Below are 17776 nucleotides of genomic sequence, written 5' to 3'. Positions count from 1 at the left end.
GCAAGCGAGACCGCCCCGAAGGAGCCCCCGATGTCCACCACCGCCACCGTCTTCACGATCATCGCCGCCGTCCTCGCCATCTACTCGGCGGTCTCGCTCTACACCCGCTCGAAGTACACGGTCGAGCCCCTCGTCCAGTACGGCGTCCCCGAGAAGTCGTGGAACCTGCTCGCCACCGCCAAGCTCGCCGGCGGCCTCGGCCTCCTCGCCGGGTTCGTCGTCCCGGCCATCGGGATCGCCGCCGGCATCGGCCTGGTCCTGTACTTCATCGGCGCCGTCATCGTCACCCTGCGGGCCCGGGACTACGCCCACGTCGTCTTCCCGGTGATCTACTCCGCGCCGATGGCCGTCGCCCTCGCCCTGACCGTCTGACCATCTGACGGCCGGGGCGGGGCGGCGGCCCCGCCGCCTCAGCCCTCCAGCGCCGACAGGTCGAGCTCCTTGAGCCGCGCCAGGTCGGACAGCACGTCGATCGCCACGATCTTCCCTCCGACGACCGTGAAGGCCATGACGGCCACCGCGTTCGCCTTCGGTACGACGACCACCCCGGCGGCGCCGTTGATGAGCGCGGGCCGCACGAACGGCGTGAGCGCGCGGTAGCTCGCCGCCTGGCTCGCCACTTCCCGCGCACCGGTGAAGACCACCGTCTGCCGGCCGCCCACACCCCCGTCGGAACGCAGCACCACGTCCGGGTCGAGCACCGCGACCAACGCCTCGAACTCCCCGTCCCGCGCGGCGGCGAAGAACGCGTCCACCGCCTCCCGCTGACGGGCCAGGTCCGCGTCGGGCGCCGGGGCCTGCCCCTGCACCTTGCGGCGCGCCCGGCTGGCGAGCTGCCTCGTCGCCGCCGCGGACTTCTCGATCAGCGGCGCGATCTCGTCGAACGGCACCGCGAACATGTCGTGCAGGACGAACGCCAGCCGCTCCGCCGGAGCCAGCGACTCCATCACCACCATCAGCGCCAGCCCCACCGAGTCGGCGAGCAGCACCTCCTGCTCGGGGTCGATCCGCCGCATCGGGCTGATGAGCGGGTCCGGGACCCGCGTCTCCAGCCGCTCCACCGGGTCCTCGCGCCGCGCCTCGCGCGAGCGCAGCAGGTTGAGGCAGATCCGCGAGACCACCGTCGTCAGCCAGCCCCCGAGGTTCTCGACCCCGCTCACGTCCGTCCGGTTCAGCCGCAGCCAGGTCTCCTGGACGGCGTCGTCGGCCTCGCTGAGCGAACCGAGCATCCGGTAGGAGACCGCCCGCAGATGGCTGCGGTGCTCCTCGAACAGCTCCGTCAGCGCAGCCCCGCCACCATCGCTGCCGCTGCCGCTGTCGCCTTCGCCCACGGCCTCGTCCACGTCCACGTCCACGACGTCGTCCACTTCCGCCCCTCCCCTTGCTTCCTCAGGCAGCCGGAGCCGGCGCCCGTCCGATGACCACCGTCGCGTACAGCTCCTCCGAGCTGACCGCCCGCACCACGAGACCTCCCCCGGTCAGCGCGGACGCCGTCAGCGGCGCCTGCCTGGCACTGGTCTCGATCAGCAGGTGCCCGCCCGGCGCGAGCCACTCCAGCGCCCCCGCCGCGACCCGGCGGTGCACGTCCAGGCCGTCCGCGCCCCCGTCGAGGGACACCAGCGGCTCGTGGTCGCGGGCCTCGGGCGGCATCAGCCCGATCTCCCCCGTCGGCACGTACGGGGCGTTGACCACCAGCACGTCCACCCGCCCCCGCAGCTCCGCGGGGAGCGCCGCGTACAGGTCGCCCTCCCACACCGCACCGCCGTACGGGGTCACGTTGCGCCGCGCGTACGCCAGCGCCGCCGGGTCGATGTCGGCCGCGTGCAGCTCGACCCCGCCCGGGACCTGGGCCGCCACCGCCGCGCCGAGGGCGCCGACACCGCAGCACAGGTCCAGCACCACCGCACCGGGGCGGGCCAGCTCCACCGCCTCCTGGACCAGGAACTCCGTGCGCCTGCGCGGCACGAACGCCCCCGCGCCCACCTCCACGCGCAGTCCGCAGAACTCCGCCCAGCCGACGACGTGCTCCAGCGGTTCGCCGTCCACCCGGCGGGCGACCATGCCCGCCAGGTGCCCGTCGTCGGTGGCGGCCGCGACCAGCAGGTCGGCCTCCTCCTCCGCGAAGACGCAGCCGGCCGCGCGCAGCCGTTCCACAATCGATGTCACGTAGCTCAATCCTCTTGGTTCTGCCGGTGCCGACGATAGGCCCCCGGCGACGCCCGCACCCGGCCGGACGGCCGCGTCCGTCATGTCACCGCCCTTCCGGGCCTCAGAAGGTGTCCGGACACCACGGCCGGCGCGCGGTACGGAACACCGCGTCCGCCAGCGCCACGGCCCCCGGCTCCAGCTCGGCGACCCGGCCCAGCTCGGCCAGCCGCACCGCCGACGCGTCACCGAGGTACAGGGACCCCAGCGCGGACACGTCGAGCCGCACCCCGGCCGGCTCCTCCGTACGCGTACACGTGCCGGCGCCCGCGTCCAGCCGGTAGCGGCCGCCCGCCGGGCCCCTCGCGTCCTCGACCTCCAGCACGAGCACCCCGGGCACCTCGTACGTCCGCGCGCCCAGCGCCCGTACGACGTCCAGGACCCGCACCCACAGGAAGTCGGCGGCCGACAGGGGCCGGGCGGCCCGCGCGTCGGGCAGCAGCTCCGGCAGCAGGTCGTCGGGGGCCCGGTTGCCGGTGCGGACCTTCAGCACCCAGTCGATGGAGCACAGGAAGTGCCACAGCGCCCGCTCGGCCTGCGGGGTCGCCGCGAGGAAGTCGACGACCTGCACGGTGTTCAGCGGGGTCTTGGCGTCCGTCCAGTGGTCGTCGGCCTGGTAGACGGCCAGCCCCGCCACCTCACCGGCCGCGTCCCGGTAGACGGCCTGCATCTTCTCCCGGTACGGGCGGTGCGACATCTGCTCCAGGCCCGTCTTCAGGCTCCACCAGCGGGCGTCCCGGTCGACCATGCCGTGCCGTGAGGCCCGCAGCCGGTCGTGCAGGGCGGGGCCCACGCGCCGCACCTCGGCGGCGTCGACCAGGTCGATCCGGCCGCCGTCGACCGGCGCCGGACTGCTGCGGTCCAGGCCGGTGCGGGCGACGTCGACCTCCCACTCGGCGTGGACGGTCGCGGCGCCGTAGCCGTAGCGCCCGTAGATCGGGTACTCGGCGGCGATCAGGGTCGACAGGACGTCACCGCGCGCGTGCGCGGCGGCCAGTTCGGCCTCCATCATCCGCGTCAGCAGGCCCTGGCGGCGGTGGGTGGGCAGCACGGCCACGTTCGAGATCGCACTGCTCCCGACGGCCGCGCCGCCGGGGACGGTCAGTTCCTGGGCGAAGGAGCGGAAGGTGGCCACGCACCGGCCGGTCTCCTTGTCGAAGGCCCCTTGTGCGCGCGCGAGATCGGTGTGCGCGGCGCGCTGGGCCACATCGGATTCGGTCGGGGTGCCCGGAGTCAGGAAGCCCGTGTTCAGGGTGGTGAGCCAGGCGGGGAGTTCGGATGCGGCGATCGGCCGCACGTCAGCGCTCATAACCGGCCACGCTAACCGCCGCGCCCGGCACCGGTCGCCCCAATTTCCGCGGCCCGGCGGCCGCCCCCGCGGCCCGCCGACCGCCGGCCGCGACCGCCCTCGCCCTACGCCCTGCGCCCTACGCCCTGCGCCCTACGCCAGCAGGTCGTCCACCTGCGCCTCGCCCTCGCGGTAGCGGCGCGTGATCTCCGCGCTGGAGTCGTCGGCCATCCGCTGCAACTGCTGCCGGCGCCGCGAGACCTGCTGCTCGTAGCGGACCAGCCGGCCCATCGCGTCGTGCAGCTCCCCGTCCGTGCGCGCCTCCAGGTCGGACAGCTCCACGTCGGACAGCATCTCCGCCGCCAGCAGCCGGTACTCCTCGTTGTGCGGGGTGCCGAGGGTGACGTGCCGGGCCGAGGCGCTGCGGCTCGACGGGGCGTCGGCGAGGATCTCCGAGAGCCGGTCCACCACCGGCGCCTCGGTAGCCGTCCGGCGGGCCAGCTCGGCCCGCAGGATGTCGATGCGGCCCTGCAGGAGTCTGCGTACGTAGCTCAGGTCGGCCTCGTCGCGCTGCGCGTCGCGCCGCAGCGCGCGCAGCTCGGGCAGGCCGAGGGCGGTGGCGGGGGTGGTCGGCCCCAGCGGCTCGCCGGTGCGCTGCGCGGGAGGCCGTCCCGTGGTGCCCGCGGGGGTGTCCGGAGCGGGTGACGCGGGTGCAGGTGCGGAGGTACCAGAAGTGTTCATGACGTTGTATCCGTCCCCTCGACCGGTGCTGGGGGCACCGCCTGCGTGCATGGTGCCACTCTCCGTGGTGCGTACGCAGTCCCAGTCCACCCGATCGGCCCCGGACGGGTGCACTCCTGGTACACAGGTGGTATGCGAGCAGTGGTGCAGAGGGTGGACGGCGCGAGCGTCGTCGTGGCGGGCGAGACGGTCGGCGAGATCGTCGGCGAGGGGCTGTGCGTACTGGTGGGGGTGACCCACGACGACACCCCGGAGAAGGCGGCGGTGCTGGCCCGGAAGCTGTGGTCCGTGCGGATCCTGGAGGCGGAGAAGTCCTGCAGTGACGTGGACGCGCCGCTGCTGGTGATCTCGCAGTTCACGCTGTACGGGGACGCCCGCAAGGGCCGCCGTCCCACCTGGAACGCGGCCGCGCCCGGCCCGGTGGCCGAGCCGCTGGTCGACGAGGTCGTGGCGCAGCTGCGGGCGCTGGGCGCGACGGTGGCGACGGGCCGGTTCGGCGCGGACATGCGGGTCTCGCTGACGAACCACGGCCCGTTCACCATCGTCATCGACGTGTAGCGGCGGTCGGGGCGCTCAGGGCGCTACGACGACCTCCTGCGCGGCGGCCGTGTTCCCGGCCAGCAGCGGGGCGTCGACCGGAACGTTCCGCTTGACCAGGGCCAGGGCGATCGGGCCGAGTTCGTGGTGGCGGACGGCGGTGGTGACGAAGCCGAGCTGCCGGCCGTCCTCCCCGTCCGCGGCGAGCCGTACGGGCGTCCCGTGCGCCGGGAGCAGCACCTCGGAGCCGTCCAGGTGCAGGAAGACCAGGCGGCGCGGGGGCTTCCCCAGGTTGTGGACGCGGGCCACCGTCTCCTGGCCCCGGTAGCAGCCCTTCTGCAGGTGCACGGCGGTGCCGATCCAGCCCAGCTCGTGCGGGATGGTGCGGTGGTCGGTCTCGGCGCCGACGCGCGGCCGGTGCGCCTCGACGCGCAGCGCCTCGTAGGCGAGGAGCCCGGCGGCGGGGCCGTGGGCGGCGGCGAAGGCCTCCAGCTGCTCGCGGGGCAGGAAGACGTCCCGGCCGTGCGCGGTCTCGCGTACGACGTGCTCCTTGCCGGGCTCGGCGATGGAGCCGGCCGGGAGGTGGACGACGGCGAAGTCGGCCGTGCGGTCGGCGACTTCGACGCGGTAGAAGAACTTCATCGACTCCAGGTAGCCGAGGAGGGCCTCCTGGGTGCCGGGCTCGACGTGCGCCCAGACGGTCTCGCCGTCGTCGACGAGGTAGAGGGCGTGCTCGATGTGCCCGTTGGCGGAGAGGATCAGCGCCTCGGTGGCCTGTCCGGCGGGGAGGTCGCTGACGTGCTGGGTGAGCAGCAGGTGCAGCCAGCTCAGCCGGTCCGCCCCGGTGACGGTGACGACCCCGCGGTGGGAGAGGTCGACGAAGCCGCGGCCGTCGGCGAGGGCGCGCTGTTCGCCGTAGAGCTCTCCGTAGTGGGCGGCGACGCCCTCGTCACGGCCTTCGGCCGCTACGGCGCCGGGAAGATGGAGCAAGGGGCTGCTGGTCATGCCACCAGCCTACGACGGCGTCAGGAAGTGGCTTCCTGGCGCTTGGCCGCAGCGCACTTCTTGCACAGCCCGAAGATCGCGAAGTGCTTCATGTCGGTCTCGAAGCCGAAGGTGGCGCGGAGCTTCGCCGTGAACTCGTCGGCGATGTCCACGTCGGCCTCGATGACGCCGGTGCACTCGCGGCAGACGAGGTGGATGTGGTGGTGCCGGTCGGCGAGGTGGTAGGTGGGGGCTCCGTGCCCGAGGTGGGCGTGGGAGACCAGGCCGAGCTCCTCCAGGAGCTCCAGGGTCCGGTAGACGGTGGAGATGTTCACCCCGGAGGCCGTCTTGCGGACCTCCACGAGGATCTCGTCGGGGCTGGCGTGCTCCAGGGCGTCGACCGCTTCGAGCACGAGCTGGCGCTGCGGTGTCAGCCGGTAGCCGCGCTGCCGCAGATCGCTCTTCCAGTCGGTGGTCACCACCCGGCCAGTGTAAGCGCGGAAAGGGGACCGCGGTCAGCCCGCGGCCCCCTTCCTTCGGGTGCCTGTGCCCTGCCGGTCCGGCTCAGCGGAAGAAGGCGATGCCGTCCTCGGGGAGCTCCGGGAGGTTGCGCGCCATGTCGGCGATCTCCTCCGGGGTGACGACCTTCTTGAGCTGGGCCGACATGTACGGGCGCAGCTCGACGTCCGGGGTGGCCTTCTCGCCGACCCACATGAGGTCGCTCTTCACGTAGCCGTAGAGGCGCTTGCCGCCGCTGTACGGGCCGGACGCGGCGGTACGCGCGACCGCGTCGGTGACCACGTCGATCTGGGGCTTCTGGTCGGCGAGCTCGCCGTACCAGACCTCGACGACGCCCTGGTCGCGGACCATGACGATCTCGACCTTGCGGTCCTCGTCGATGCGCCAGTAGCCCGACTCGGACTCCAGGGGGCGCACCTTGTTGCCCTCGGCGTCGAGCACCCACGTGTGGGAGGTGTACTCCAGGAAGTCCCGGCCGTCGTGGCTGAAGACGACTTCCTGGCCGAAGTTGCACTTCTCCTCGCCGGGGAAGTCGAACACGCCTGCGCCTTCCCAGGTGCCGAGGAGGAAGGCGAGGGGGACGAGGCCCGGGTTCAGGTCGGACGGGATCTGGATCATGGTTGGCTGCTCAGGCGATCTGTGGGAGGGGTTCCGGGGCGGTCGGCTGGGCGGATGCTCAGCGCTGACCCTGGTACAGCTTCTTGACGGCCAGGCCGGTGAAGGCGAGGACGCCGACGCAGACCAGGACCAGCAGGGAGGTGAAGACTGCCTCAAGCACGGGGTGCTCCTCGGAGGATTCGGTGCGGGTGGACGGGGCCGGTCCCCAAGCCTACTGGCCCGGGGCCCGGCGCACGGTGTGAGGTAGGCCGTAGCGGCCGCCCCCGCCGGTTCAGCCCAGCAGCTGCTGCTGCAGGATCACCGCCTGGTGGAGCGGGACGACGGCGGCGCCGCCCTTGCGGCTCTGCAGGATCACGGCCTGGATGTCGCCCGACTGGACGCACCCGGCCCGGACCTGCTCGTCGCCGAACGGGACGGACTCCTCCAGGACGGTGACGCCGGTGGGGTCGGGGGCCGACTGGGCGATGCGGGCCTTGCCCCAGGCGTCGTCCGTCTCGACGCGGTTCACGCCGTTCAGGTTCATGTCGGGACCGCAGCCGGTGAAGGTGTCCGCGAGACCCGAGGCGTGGAAGCGCAGCAGGTAGACGCGGGTGCGGGTGCCGTCGGGGGTGGTCCAGCCGCGGGCGGCGATCTGGCGCAGCCCGTTGTCGGTGAACCCCTGCTTCATCTTCGCCCGCGCGGTGCCCTCGTACTCCTCCAGGAGGGTGTCCACGGTGACGGCCGAGTCCTTCTCCAGCTTCAGTCCGGTGTCGGGGGTGGAGCCGAGGGGGGCGGGCAGGAGGAGCTGGGTGAGGCCGGCGTAGTGGATGCCGTCCTTGTTGTCCGTGGCGAAGGGCAGCGCCGCGCCGGGCGGGAGGGCGGGCTTGGCCAGGGCCGGGTACGTCCAGCGGCCGTCCGCCTCGGTGGACAGGCCGGGGACGTCGGTGCGGTCGGCCTGCGTGATGCCGTACGCGGTCCCCGCGCCGGCGGCGGCGAAGACGAGGACGGCGGCGGTCCAGCGCAGGGCGGCGCGCAGCACGCGCCGTTCCCCGGGCGCGGCGGGGGCCGCCGCTTCGGGGGCGGCGGGGGCCTCGGGGGCCGGGGCGGTGGTGGTGTTCTGCTCGGTCACACGGACTCCCCGGGGGACTTCAGGCGGGACAGCTGGTTCTTGAGGAAGCCCGTGGCCTCCAGCTTCGAGAACCCCTGCTTCTTGGGCCCGTAGGCGCGGAGGCTGACCAGTACGTCGCCCTGGACGGCCACGCAGTACATGGAGTCGATCTGCGGGTCCTTCTCGTCCCCGACGGGCAGCAGGGCGCACTTGGCGTCCGGGTATCCGTCCACCGTCGGCGCGTCGCGGTCGCCGCCGCCGAGCTCCAGCAGCTTCTTGCTGACCTCGGAGAACGCCCCCAGGGCCTTCGGGTCGGCCTGCATGATGCGGATCTCCACGACCATGCCGCCGCCGGAGGCGGCGTAGCTCCGGCCGGCGAGGCCCTTGAGCTTGAGGTCGGCCAGCATGTCGTCGCGCTTCTTCCGCTGCGAGCTGGACAGTCCCTTGCGGGCCTCCTTGAAGCCCTCGACCGCCTTCTCGCCGGAGACGAAGAAGTCGTTGCCGTCGCCGGCGAGGTCGGGGCCGAGCGTGAATTCGGGAGGAAGCGGGAGCAGCTTGCCGGAGAGGTCGTTCGGGGGCACCGGTGCGGCGTTCGCGGCCTCGGGCAGCTCCTGGCCGGCCGCGGCCCAGTAGGCGGTCGGCGCGGTCCGGTCGGCGCCGGCGAGGGCGTAGGACGCCCCGACCCCGCCGCCCGCGAGGAGGACGACGGCCACACCCGCGGCGATGAACGGCGCCTTCTTGCGGCGGTCCGCCCGGGGCGCGGCCTGCGCCTCGGCCGGGGGCTCGGCCGGGGGCGCAGCCTGCGCCTCGGCCTGCGGCTCGGTCTGCGGCTCGGTCTGGGGCTCGGTCTGGGGCTCGGTCACAGTCGCTCCAGCTGTCGCTTGGCCAGGTCGAGGACGTCGCCCTCGGAGATCGCGCGGCCGCGCTTGTCGAAGTAGTAGATGTCCATGACGACGTCGCCCCGGCGGACGATGGCCCGCCCTTCGCGCACCGGCATGTACCCGGGCTCCGTATGGGCCTCCGAGGCCACCCAGACGTGTCCGAGCTCCGCGGGGACGCCGGGGACGGCCACGCCGTCATTGCCCGCGTACCTCTTCTCGGGCATGTAAGAGGCCTGGTCCTTCTGGTAGCCGTCCGCTCCGGCGAAGTCGCGGAACTGTACGAGCCGGACCTCGACCAGGACGTCGCCCTCCGTCCACACCCGCGTGGCGAGGCGCCGGAAGCCGTCCTTCACGTTGCCGCGCAGGGCGAAGTCCGGGTTCTCGAAGGTGGTCGAGAAGGAGTCGAGGGTGTCGTAGCCCTCGGCCTCGACCTTCGCTCCGGCCGGCGCCTCGATCAGGAGCTCGCTGAGGTCGCCGTCCGTCTTGTGCCAGCGGTTGGCGTTGATCGACTTGACCGTCGTCGCGTCGTCCGGCGCCAGCGCCTTCGGCGCGTCCAGCTTCTGCTGTGCCAGCGGCGGCAGGGCCGTGGGCGGGCGCTGGTACTGGACGGCGTAGCCGGTGACGGTGCCGGCGACCGCGCCCAGGACGAGGGCGGCGGCGATCAGCAGCGTCGTACGGCCGCGGCGGCGCGGTGCACGGGCCGGAACGGTTACGTCCGGAATTGCCGGGTCAACCGGCGGAATTTCCGGAGTACCCGATTCCTGGATTTCGTTTTCCAAGGCGGGGTCCCCCCACAGGACTGGAGCCGCGGGATCGTTCGCCCGCGCACATCCAAGACACCCTGGGGCGGGGAGCCGTTGTACGCATCTTTATTACGCTTTTATATAGGCGGCATTCAGTCTTCCGGATGCCGCTTTCCATCCAGTTCGTCCCACCACTCGTCCGATTTCGGATCACCCGAGGGGTCGTCCCACCAGCGGTCGTCCGGCCCCCGCCGGTTCGCCACCATCGCGGCGACCGGCGGAATGACCATGGCGACCACGCACAGCGCGACCGCCGCTTCGACCGAGAAGAGGCGCACGAAGGACCAGGCGGAGACGAAGAGGAACAGGCATCCGCCCATGAGCCAGAAATAGGCGCGTCGGCGCCGCGCGTACATGCCTCCAGCGTAGGTCCGCGGGCGGACGGCGCGAAGGGCCGCACCCCGTTCCAGTGGCGTCCAACCCCCGGGGGTGCGGCCCTTCGGCCGGTACAGCGGTGCGGTCGTGCGTCAGACCGCGATGGCGACGTCCGTCACGCCGCCGGCCTCGGCGACGGCCACGGCACGGTCGGCCTGGGCACCCGGGACCAGCGCCCGCAGGGTCCAGGAGCCGGGGGCCGCGTAGAAGCGGAACTGGCCCGTCGCGGAGGTGGGGACCTCGGCGGTGAACTCGCCGGTCGAGTCCAGCAGGCGGACGTAGCCGCTGATGGGCTCGCCGTCCTTGGTCACCTGGCCCTGGATCGCGGTCTCACCGGGCTTCAGCGTCGCGAGGTCGGGCCCGCCGATCTGTGCTCCACACATGTTCTCTGTCCTGTCCTAGAGAGGTTCTGCCGCTACGAGGGGCGGACGTCGCGTGCCCGCCCCGCCGCCGGGATTACTTGTTGGGGCCGAGCTCGATCGGCACGCCGACCAGCGAGCCGTACTCGGTCCAGGAGCCGTCGTAGTTCTTGACGTTCTCCTGGCCCAGGAGCTCGTGCAGCACGAACCACGTGAGCGCGGAGCGCTCGCCGATGCGGCAGTAGGCGATGGTGTCCTTCGCCAGGTCCACCTGCTCGGCCTCGTAGAGGGCGGTCAGCTCCTCGTCGGACTTGAAGGTGCCGTCGTCGTTGGCGTTCTTCGACCACGGGATGTTGCGGGCGCTCGGCACGTGGCCGGGACGCTGCGACTGCTCCTGCGGCAGGTGCGCCGGGGCGAGCAGCTTGCCCGAGAACTCGTCGGGCGAGCGGACGTCGACCAGGTTCAGGGAGCCGATCGCGGACACGACGTCGTCGCGGAAGGCGCGGATCGAGGTGTCCTGGGCCTTGGCCTTGTACTCGGTGGCCGGGCGGTTCGGGACGTCCTTGCCGTCGACCAGGTCGCGGGAGTCGAGCTCCCACTTCTTGCGGCCGCCGTCGAGGAGCTTGACGTCCTGGTGGCCGTAGAGCTTGAAGTACCAGTAGGCGTAGGACGCGAACCAGTTGTTGTTGCCGCCGTAGAGGACGACGGTGTCGTCGTTGGAGATGCCCTTGGCGGAGAGGAGCTTCTCGAAGCCCTCCTGGTCCACGAAGTCGCGGCGGACCGGGTCCTGGAGGTCCTGCTTCCAGTCGATCCGGACGGCGTTGGTGATGTGGTTCTTGTCGTACGCGGACGTGTCCTCGTCCACCTCGACGATCACGACGTTGGCGTCGTTCAGGTGGGCTTCGACCCAGTCGGCGTCTACGAGGACGTCGCTGCGGCTCATGGTGTTCTCCTCCGGGGCAGTTGCGGCGGGGCTGTGCTGGGGCTGCTGCGAAGCGGGCTGTGCTGGTGCGTGCCGTTCCGGGTGCGGCTCTCGGACCCTGCGCGGGGAGGCGTCAGGGGGCAGGAGGCTGGTGCGCGGCGGTGCGGTCACGCGGATGAAGGGCCGTCGGTCCGGCCGGCGGAGCGGAAGGCTCACACCTCACATGGAGCGACAGAGCATGGCGGCGACGCGACACAGGTCCACTGCCCGCCGCTTCGTGAGGTCCGCCTGCTGATGCTTCATAGCCATGGATCGTAGGGACGAACCGGCCACCCTGTCACCGGCGTGTCATATGTCGAGACAGGATCGTCCGTATTTCGGGACGAGAAAGCCCCGGACGGCCTCGTCGCGGCCTTCCGGGGCTGGTGGGGCGGCCCGTCCTTCTGCGGATCGGACCGCTCCGTCTCACGATCCGGCCAGGGACACGTCCGAACCGCTCAGGGCCAGGTGCACGCCGGACTCGTCCGAGGTCAGCGAAGCGAGCTTGAGCCCGGCCGGCAGGCCGTCGTCGATGCGCCGGTCGAAGTCGGTCCGCTTGCGCACCGCGCTCTCGATTCCCGGGATGCCCTCGCCCGGGACGGCGTCCGCGCGGACCCGGACGACCTTGGAACCGCCCGCGTCGACGAGGGCGACGGTGGACACCACGCTGCGGGTCATGGTCTTGCCCAGGAAGTCCAGGGTCGCGGTGACCTTCACCTTGTTCGGCGCCCCGCCGTAGGTGAGGACCACGCCGTTCTGGGAGGCCTTGGTGAGGTCCTCGTACGAGATCTGCGCGGAGCCCTCGGCCCGCTTGGCCGTACCGCCGTTGTAGCCCTCGTTCAGCTTCACCTCGTGGAACGAGGCCTTGAGCTCCGACAGCCGCGTCTTGCGGCCGTCGGCGGTGACGTCGACGCCGTCGAGCTTCAGGTCCACCTGCTCCAGGTCGCGGCTGAGCGCCTGCGTCAGGAAGGGGAAGCCGTGGATCTCCACCTCGGCGCTGCCCGCGAGGCCCTGCCGGGACCGGACCTGCTCGGCCAGCCGGTCCTCGGCATAGCCGACCGCCCAGCGGTCGACGCCCACGAACAGCCCTCCCAGCACCACGCCGATGATCACCACGACACGTATGAAACGCACGTGCCCCTCCCCCAACTAGTCGGTACGTACGTTCTAGTGGACCATGATCGGCGGTGAGGGCGGTGTCAGCGGCGCGGCTGCCCCGGGGCTGTCCGGGGCTGCCGGGGGCTGCCGGAGGGCGTCAGCCGACCACCCGGCCCATCAGGTAGACGACGGGGGCCGCGGCGGCCAGCGGCAGCGCGACACCGGCCGTCATGTGGACGAACTTCGACGGGTAGTCGTACGCGGCCACGCGCAGCCCGATCAGGGCGCACACCCCGGCCGCGAGGCCCACCAGCGCCCCGCCGGCGCCCAGCCCGGTCAGCCCGCCGACCGCGATGCCCGCACCGGCCGCGGCGGCCAGCGAGACGCCGACGGAGGCCGGCGTGGGCAGCGGCAGCGCCCGCGCGAACACCGCGACGGCCACGGCGACGGCACCGGTGGTCACCGGCTCCCAGTCCGCGGCGAGGAAGCCCGTGCAGACGATGGCCAGCGCGGCCGAGGCCACCGAGGCCATCAGCCCGTACATCCGCTCGTCGGGGTCCGCGTGGCTGCGCAGCTGGAGCACCAGCGTCAGCAGCACCCAGGCCCCGAGCGTGCCGATGACCGCGCCGGGGGCGTACGTGCGGTCCAGCGCGAGCACCGCGCCGTCGGCGACGAGGGCCCCGGCGAAGGCCAGGACGATGCCCTGGCGGGCCGGCCACATGCCGTTGAGGCGGAACCAGCCGGCCGCGGTGAGCCCCTGGAGGGCGATCAGCGGGACCAGCAGCGCCCACTGGCCGACCGCGGCGGCACCGGCCGTCAGCAGGCCGAGCGCGGCGGTCAGTATCGCCGACTGCGGACCGGGGTCGATGATCGGCGACCGGCCCTCGGCACGGGCCTGCGCGGGGTCGACGGCGCGCAGGGTGTTGCCGCCGAGGGTCGGCGGCGAGTACTCGCCGGACGAACCGGGCACGGCGGCCTGCGGCGCCTGGGCCTGCGGCTGCGGCTCCGACGGGACCGGCGGCAGGTACGCGGTCTGCTCGGCGGCCGCCCCGGGGCCCTCGGCGGGCTCCCGCACGGGCGGCAGGTACGCCGTCTGCGCGGCGGCGGAGGCGTCCGCGGCCCAGGCGTCGTGCGCCGGGTCCTGGGGCCGCACCGGCGGCAGGTACGCGGTCTGCTCCGCGGCCCCGGCGGGCTCCCGCACGGGCGGCAGGTACGCCGTCTCGGCAGCAGCGGCGGAAGCCGCACCGCCGCCCCCGGTGGCGTCCGGCCACGGCACGGCCGGAGCCTGCGGCTGCGGAGCCTGCGCCGGCTCGTCCCGGAACCAGCCCTCGGGCGCGGCGGGCTGCTGCTGGGCCGGCACGGGCGGCAGGTACGCCGTCTGCTCGGCCGCCCCGGCGGGCTCCCGCACCGGCGGCAGGTAGGCGGTCTGCTCGGCGGCTCCGGCGGGCTCCCGCACGGGCGGCAGGTACGCCGTCTCGGCGGCAGCGGCGGCGGAAGCCACACCTCCGCCCCCGGTGGCGTCCGGCCACGCCACGGCCGGAGCCTGCGGCTGCGGAGCCTGCGCCGGCTCGTCCCGGAACCATCCGTCGGGCACGGCGGACTGCTGCTGCGGCTGCGGAGCCTGCTGGGCCGGCACGGGCGGCAGGTACGCCGTCTGCGCGGCCGCGTCGGCGGACCAGCCGCCGTGCGCGGGAGCCTGCGGCTGGGGCTGGGGCTGCGGCTGGGGCTGCGGCTGCTCGTCGCGGAACCAGCCCTCGGGCGCTGCGGGCTGCTGCTGGGCCGGCGCCGACTGCGGGTACGCCGTCCCGCCGCCCCCGGTGGCGTCCGGCCACGGCACGCCGCCGCCGGTCTGCCCCCACTGCCCCTGCGGGGCCTGCGGCGCCGGGGCGGCCGGCTGCCCGGGCACCGAGCCCAGCGGCGGCTGGACCGGCTGGTACCCGGTCTCCCAGGTGTCGGACTGCCAGGTCTGGGTGGCGTACGGGTCCTGTTCGGCGGCCTGCCGCTGCTGCCGCTGCTGCTCTTCGGGAGTGCTCATCGGTATCCGCTCACCCGCCCGCGAACGGCGGGAGCACCTCGACGGTGCCCCCCTCGGTCAGCAGGACGGCATCGTGCGGGCGCTTGCCCACGGGCTCGTCGTTCACGAGGAAGGAGCAGCGCTGCAGGACCCGGGTCAGTTCCCCCGGATGGCGGTCCCGCACGGCGTCGAGCGCCTCGGCCAGTGTGCGCGCCGAGTACGGCTCCTCCGCCGTCTCGGCCGCGGCTTTCGCCGCCGCCCAGTAGCGGATGGTTCCGGTTGCCACTGCAGCTCCTATCGCTCGGCCGACCGGGCGGTCCCGTGGTCGGCTCCGTCGGCTCTCTACCGTCGGCCTCCATGATGACCCCTCCGGCCCGTCACCCCGGCGTGCCTCAGCGCGCCGTCCGTGCGCCCCGAGGCCCCGCAGGACCGGTCGGCGGACCGCTCGATCCGGCGAAACCAGGGCATACGCAGGAGGAAGGCGTGGCGCGAACCACAGAATGCGGTGCACGGCAGCCCTCGGCCCCGAAAGGGCCGGTGGGCTATTCTGGCGGCGTAGAGGATCCGGGCAACGTAGCCCCCGGGTCCTTTTGTGCTTTCAGCACGTTGAACGGACCGAGAACAGTGGTATCCATCCGGACCCCAGGGCGCGGGGGCCGGACGGCATGCCAGGCAAGTCGTACGAAGCCGTACCACGCACGTCCTCGACGGGACCGAGGAGGAACCGACGTGATGGACCAGCGAAGCAAACAGGAGCACGGCCGCCCGAACCGGGCAGGTGGCCGGGCATGAGCTCTCTCCTCCTGTTGACCAATGCCCTTCAGCCGTCGACCGAGGTGCTGCCCGCGCTCGGCCTGCTGCTGCACAACGTCCGGGTGGCCCCCGCCGAGGGACCGGCCCTGGTGGACACCCCCGGCGCCGACGTCATCCTCGTCGACGGCCGCCGCGACCTGCCGCAGGTGCGGTCGCTGTGCCAGCTGCTGCGGTCCACCGGACCCGGCTGCCCCCTGATCCTCGTCGTGACGGAGGGCGGCCTCGCCGCCGTCACCGCCGACTGGGGCATCGACGACGTACTCCTCGACACCGCCGGCCCCGCCGAGGTCGAGGCACGGCTGCGGCTGGCCACCGGCCGCCAGCAGCTGGGCTCGGACGACTCCCCCATGGAGATCCGCAACGGCGACCTGTCGGTCGACGAGGCGACGTACAGCGCGAAGCTGAAGGGCCGGGTCCTCGACCTCACCTTCAAGGAGTTCGAGCTGCTCAAGTACCTCGCCCAGCACCCCGGCCGGGTCTTCACCCGCGCCCAGCTGCTGCAGGAGGTCTGGGGCTACGACTACTTCGGCGGCACCCGGACGGTCGACGTCCACGTACGGCGCCTGCGGGCCAAGCTCGGCCCCGAGCACGAGTCCCTGATCGGCACCGTGCGCAACGTCGGCTACCGCTTCGTCACCCCGGAAAAGGTGGAGCGCGCGGCCGCCGAAGCCGCCGCCAAGCAGGCCCCCGGAAAGGCCGCGGCGCAGGCCGCGGACCGTACGGGAGGACCCGTAGCCCGTTCGGAGGAAGCTCCTGTGACCATCCAGTCGGCCAAACACCCTGCCCAGAGGTAGGTCACCCCGCGTAGACTTCCGCGCGTGGCCAAGGTGACGCGGGATGACGTAGCGCGACTTGCGGGTACTTCTACCGCCGTCGTGAGCTACGTCATCAACAACGGACCCCGGCCGGTCGCCCCGGCCACGCGCGAGCGTGTACTCGCCGCGATCAAGGAGCTGGGGTACCGGCCCGACCGCGTGGCCCAGGCCATGGCGTCACGCCGCACCGACCTCATAGGCATGATCGTCCCCGACGCCCGCCAGCCGTTCTTCGCGGAGATGGCGCACGCGGTCGAGCAGGCCGCCGCCGAACGCGGAAAGATGGTCCTGGTCGGCAACTCCGACTACCGGGACGAGCGCGAGGTCCACTACCTCCGCGCCTTCCTCGGGATGCGGGTGTCGGGGCTGATCCTGGTCAGCCAGGGCATGAGCGAGCGCGCCGCCTCGGAGATCGACGCGTGGGACGCGCGGGTGGTGCTGCTGCACGAGCGCCCGGAGGCCATCGACGACGTCGCGGTCGTCACGGACGACATCGGCGGCGCGCAGCTCGCCACGCGGCACCTGCTGGAGCACGGACACGAGTACGTCGCCTGCATCGGCGGCATCGAGAACACCCCCTCGGTCGGCGACCCGGTCGCCGACCACGTCGAGGGCTGGCGCCGGGCCATGCTGGAGGCCGGCCGGTCGGTCGAGGGCCGGCTCATCGAGGCCCCGTACAACCGCTACGACGCCTACCGGGTCGCCCTGGAGGTCCTGGCCCGCCCGGACCGGCCCACGGCGGTCTTCTGCGCGACGGACGACCAGGCCATCGGCGTGCTCCGCGCGGCGCGCGAGCTGCGCATCGACGTCCCCGAGCAGCTGGCGGTGGCCGGCTTCGACGACGTCAAGGAGGCGGCCCTGACGGACCCGCCGCTGACGACGATCGCCTCGGACCGCCCGGCGATGGCCCGCGCGGCGGTGGACCTCGTCCTGGACGACGCCCTCCGCGTGGCCGGCTCCCGCCGCGAACGCCTGAAGCAGTTCCCGTCGGCCCTGGTGATCCGCCGCAGCTGCGGCTGCCGCTAGTCGGGCGCGGGGCGCGGCGCCGCCGCGCTGCCTCCCCTCGCCCCCCGACGGCACGAAGCGCGGGCCCGCTATCTCCCCCTCGACCCCGTGGGGTGGGGCGGTGGCTGCCCACCCGCCCCCTCGTCTGCGGGCCGGGGGCCGGGGGGCGGTATCCCCACGGACCGGATCAGAGAAGCCTGGGGGTTTCCCGTCAGTCCCATCGTCCTTCCGGTTCGGGCCGGTCCCTCAAGGGCGCTCCTTCGTCGCGTCGCTACGCGATGTCGCTTCGCTCCACCCTTGACCGACCGACCCGAACCGGAAAGCCGAAAGACTGCCGGGAAACCCCCAAAGAAACGGCACGGTCCATGGAGGAGGGACGGGTCCGTCAGCGATGGGCGAGGGACCGGGCGCCGGCCCGCCGGGCATCCGGGCCCTCAGATGTCCAGTTTCCGGGCCAGGGGCGCGGCAACCCGCACGAGAGGTTGATCAAAGCGACCTGCGGAGCCCCCCAGGCGCGACAGATCGCTACGTGCTCCTCACATCTCAGCGTCCGCCGACCGCCCTGGGCTGATACCCGCACCAGAGGTTGATCAGAGCGCTGCGGGAAGCCGACTCGCGCGTCAGATCGCTACGCGCTCCTCGAATCTCAGCGGCCGGCGACCGCCTTGGGCTG

21 protein-coding genes are annotated in these 17776 nt (G+C 72.9%); 4 read left to right on the top strand and 17 right to left on the bottom strand.

What is annotated here, in order from left to right; all coding sequences use genetic code 11:
* Nucleotides 1-30: 30 nt before the first annotated feature.
* The gene (locus ACQKM2_RS33015) at nucleotides 31-372 is read left to right on the top strand and encodes a DoxX family protein (protein WP_427716360.1); all 342 of its coding nucleotides are present in this window, start codon (nucleotides 31-33) and stop codon (nucleotides 370-372) included.
* 38 nt (nucleotides 373-410) lie between these two features.
* Here ACQKM2_RS33015 and ACQKM2_RS33010 read toward each other — a convergent pair whose 3' ends face one another.
* The 4 genes from ACQKM2_RS33010 to ACQKM2_RS32995 all read right to left on the bottom strand — a co-directional run bounded on the left by ACQKM2_RS33010 (nucleotide 411) and on the right by ACQKM2_RS32995 (nucleotide 4234).
* Nucleotides 411-1367 carry a sigma-70 family RNA polymerase sigma factor gene (locus tag ACQKM2_RS33010; RefSeq protein WP_427716357.1) on the bottom strand — a complete coding sequence of 319 codons (957 nt, stop codon included), beginning with the start codon at nucleotides 1365-1367 and terminating at the stop codon, nucleotides 411-413.
* Between the two features lie 22 nt (nucleotides 1368-1389).
* Nucleotides 1390-2175 carry a putative protein N(5)-glutamine methyltransferase gene (locus tag ACQKM2_RS33005; protein ID WP_427716355.1) on the bottom strand — a complete coding sequence of 262 codons (786 nt, stop codon included), beginning with the start codon at nucleotides 2173-2175 and terminating at the stop codon, nucleotides 1390-1392.
* 94 nt (nucleotides 2176-2269) lie between these two features.
* On the bottom strand, nucleotides 2270-3514 hold the full coding sequence (locus tag ACQKM2_RS33000; RefSeq protein ID WP_427716353.1) for a GNAT family N-acetyltransferase: 1245 nt from the start codon (nucleotides 3512-3514) through the stop codon (nucleotides 2270-2272).
* A gap of 132 nt (nucleotides 3515-3646) precedes the next feature.
* A complete protein-coding gene (locus ACQKM2_RS32995; protein WP_427716351.1) occupies nucleotides 3647-4234 on the bottom strand; it encodes an AmfC protein in 588 nt (195 codons plus the stop codon).
* Nucleotides 4235-4366: 132 nt separating this feature from the next.
* Here ACQKM2_RS32995 and dtd point away from each other — a divergent pair, with 132 nt between their 5' ends.
* Nucleotides 4367-4792: a D-aminoacyl-tRNA deacylase gene (gene dtd / locus ACQKM2_RS32990; RefSeq protein WP_042801357.1), complete on the top strand. Its 426-nt coding sequence runs from the start codon at nucleotides 4367-4369 to the stop codon at nucleotides 4790-4792.
* Nucleotides 4793-4807: 15 nt separating this feature from the next.
* Here the strand turns inward: dtd and ACQKM2_RS32985 are convergent, their stop codons facing one another.
* The 13 genes from ACQKM2_RS32985 to ACQKM2_RS32925 all read right to left on the bottom strand — a co-directional run bounded on the left by ACQKM2_RS32985 (nucleotide 4808) and on the right by ACQKM2_RS32925 (nucleotide 14756).
* Nucleotides 4808-5776 carry a YgfZ/GcvT domain-containing protein gene (locus tag ACQKM2_RS32985; RefSeq protein WP_427716348.1) on the bottom strand — a complete coding sequence of 323 codons (969 nt, stop codon included), beginning with the start codon at nucleotides 5774-5776 and terminating at the stop codon, nucleotides 4808-4810.
* A 20-nt stretch (nucleotides 5777-5796) separates the two neighbouring features.
* Complete coding sequence (locus ACQKM2_RS32980) at nucleotides 5797-6237, bottom strand: Fur family transcriptional regulator (RefSeq protein WP_427716346.1); 441 nt, start codon at nucleotides 6235-6237, stop codon at nucleotides 5797-5799.
* A gap of 82 nt (nucleotides 6238-6319) precedes the next feature.
* A complete protein-coding gene (locus tag ACQKM2_RS32975) occupies nucleotides 6320-6892 on the bottom strand; it encodes an FABP family protein (RefSeq protein ID WP_427716345.1) in 573 nt (190 codons plus the stop codon).
* Between the two features lie 271 nt (nucleotides 6893-7163).
* A complete protein-coding gene (locus tag ACQKM2_RS32970; RefSeq protein ID WP_427716343.1) occupies nucleotides 7164-8000 on the bottom strand; it encodes a hypothetical protein in 837 nt (278 codons plus the stop codon).
* The gene (locus ACQKM2_RS32965; RefSeq protein WP_427716342.1) at nucleotides 7997-8842 is read right to left on the bottom strand and encodes a hypothetical protein; all 846 of its coding nucleotides are present in this window, start codon (nucleotides 8840-8842) and stop codon (nucleotides 7997-7999) included. Before ACQKM2_RS32965 ends, ACQKM2_RS32970 begins: the two co-directional genes overlap by 4 nt.
* Nucleotides 8839-9639 carry a hypothetical protein gene (locus tag ACQKM2_RS32960; RefSeq protein WP_427716341.1) on the bottom strand — a complete coding sequence of 267 codons (801 nt, stop codon included), beginning with the start codon at nucleotides 9637-9639 and terminating at the stop codon, nucleotides 8839-8841. The genes ACQKM2_RS32965 and ACQKM2_RS32960 overlap by 4 nt, the downstream gene beginning before the upstream one ends.
* Before the next feature lie 116 nt (nucleotides 9640-9755).
* A complete protein-coding gene (locus ACQKM2_RS32955; protein ID WP_427716339.1) occupies nucleotides 9756-10019 on the bottom strand; it encodes a DUF3099 domain-containing protein in 264 nt (87 codons plus the stop codon).
* A gap of 111 nt (nucleotides 10020-10130) precedes the next feature.
* Nucleotides 10131-10421, bottom strand: coding sequence for a DUF1416 domain-containing protein (locus tag ACQKM2_RS32950; RefSeq protein ID WP_427716336.1), 291 nt, complete (start codon nucleotides 10419-10421; stop codon nucleotides 10131-10133).
* A 73-nt stretch (nucleotides 10422-10494) separates the two neighbouring features.
* Nucleotides 10495-11340, bottom strand: coding sequence for a sulfurtransferase (locus ACQKM2_RS32945; protein WP_427716335.1), 846 nt, complete (start codon nucleotides 11338-11340; stop codon nucleotides 10495-10497).
* A 198-nt stretch (nucleotides 11341-11538) separates the two neighbouring features.
* Nucleotides 11539-11622 (bottom strand): putative leader peptide, encoded by an 84-nt coding sequence (locus ACQKM2_RS32940; protein WP_350206375.1) that lies wholly within the window; start codon nucleotides 11620-11622, stop codon nucleotides 11539-11541.
* A 162-nt stretch (nucleotides 11623-11784) separates the two neighbouring features.
* Nucleotides 11785-12492 carry an LmeA family phospholipid-binding protein gene (locus tag ACQKM2_RS32935; protein ID WP_427716333.1) on the bottom strand — a complete coding sequence of 236 codons (708 nt, stop codon included), beginning with the start codon at nucleotides 12490-12492 and terminating at the stop codon, nucleotides 11785-11787.
* 121 nt (nucleotides 12493-12613) lie between these two features.
* On the bottom strand, nucleotides 12614-13990 hold the full coding sequence (locus tag ACQKM2_RS32930) for a hypothetical protein (protein ID WP_427716415.1): 1377 nt from the start codon (nucleotides 13988-13990) through the stop codon (nucleotides 12614-12616).
* Between the two features lie 511 nt (nucleotides 13991-14501).
* Nucleotides 14502-14756 carry a MoaD/ThiS family protein gene (locus tag ACQKM2_RS32925; protein WP_007265472.1) on the bottom strand — a complete coding sequence of 85 codons (255 nt, stop codon included), beginning with the start codon at nucleotides 14754-14756 and terminating at the stop codon, nucleotides 14502-14504.
* A gap of 502 nt (nucleotides 14757-15258) precedes the next feature.
* On the opposite strand from ACQKM2_RS32925, the gene ACQKM2_RS32920 reads away from it, so the two are divergent.
* Nucleotides 15259-16077 carry a response regulator transcription factor gene (locus ACQKM2_RS32920; RefSeq protein ID WP_427716330.1) on the top strand — a complete coding sequence of 273 codons (819 nt, stop codon included), beginning with the start codon at nucleotides 15259-15261 and terminating at the stop codon, nucleotides 16075-16077.
* Nucleotides 16078-16101: 24 nt separating this feature from the next.
* Complete coding sequence (locus tag ACQKM2_RS32915; protein ID WP_427716328.1) at nucleotides 16102-17124, top strand: LacI family DNA-binding transcriptional regulator; 1023 nt, start codon at nucleotides 16102-16104, stop codon at nucleotides 17122-17124.
* Nucleotides 17125-17776 lie beyond the last annotated feature (652 nt).

Source organism: Streptomyces sp. NPDC004126, assembly GCF_050275515.1.
In the GTDB taxonomy this organism is placed as follows: Bacteria; Actinomycetota; Actinomycetes; order Streptomycetales; family Streptomycetaceae; genus Streptomyces.
Note: the sequence above shows the minus strand (reverse complement) of the source record. Positions and strands in the feature narration are given on the sequence as shown.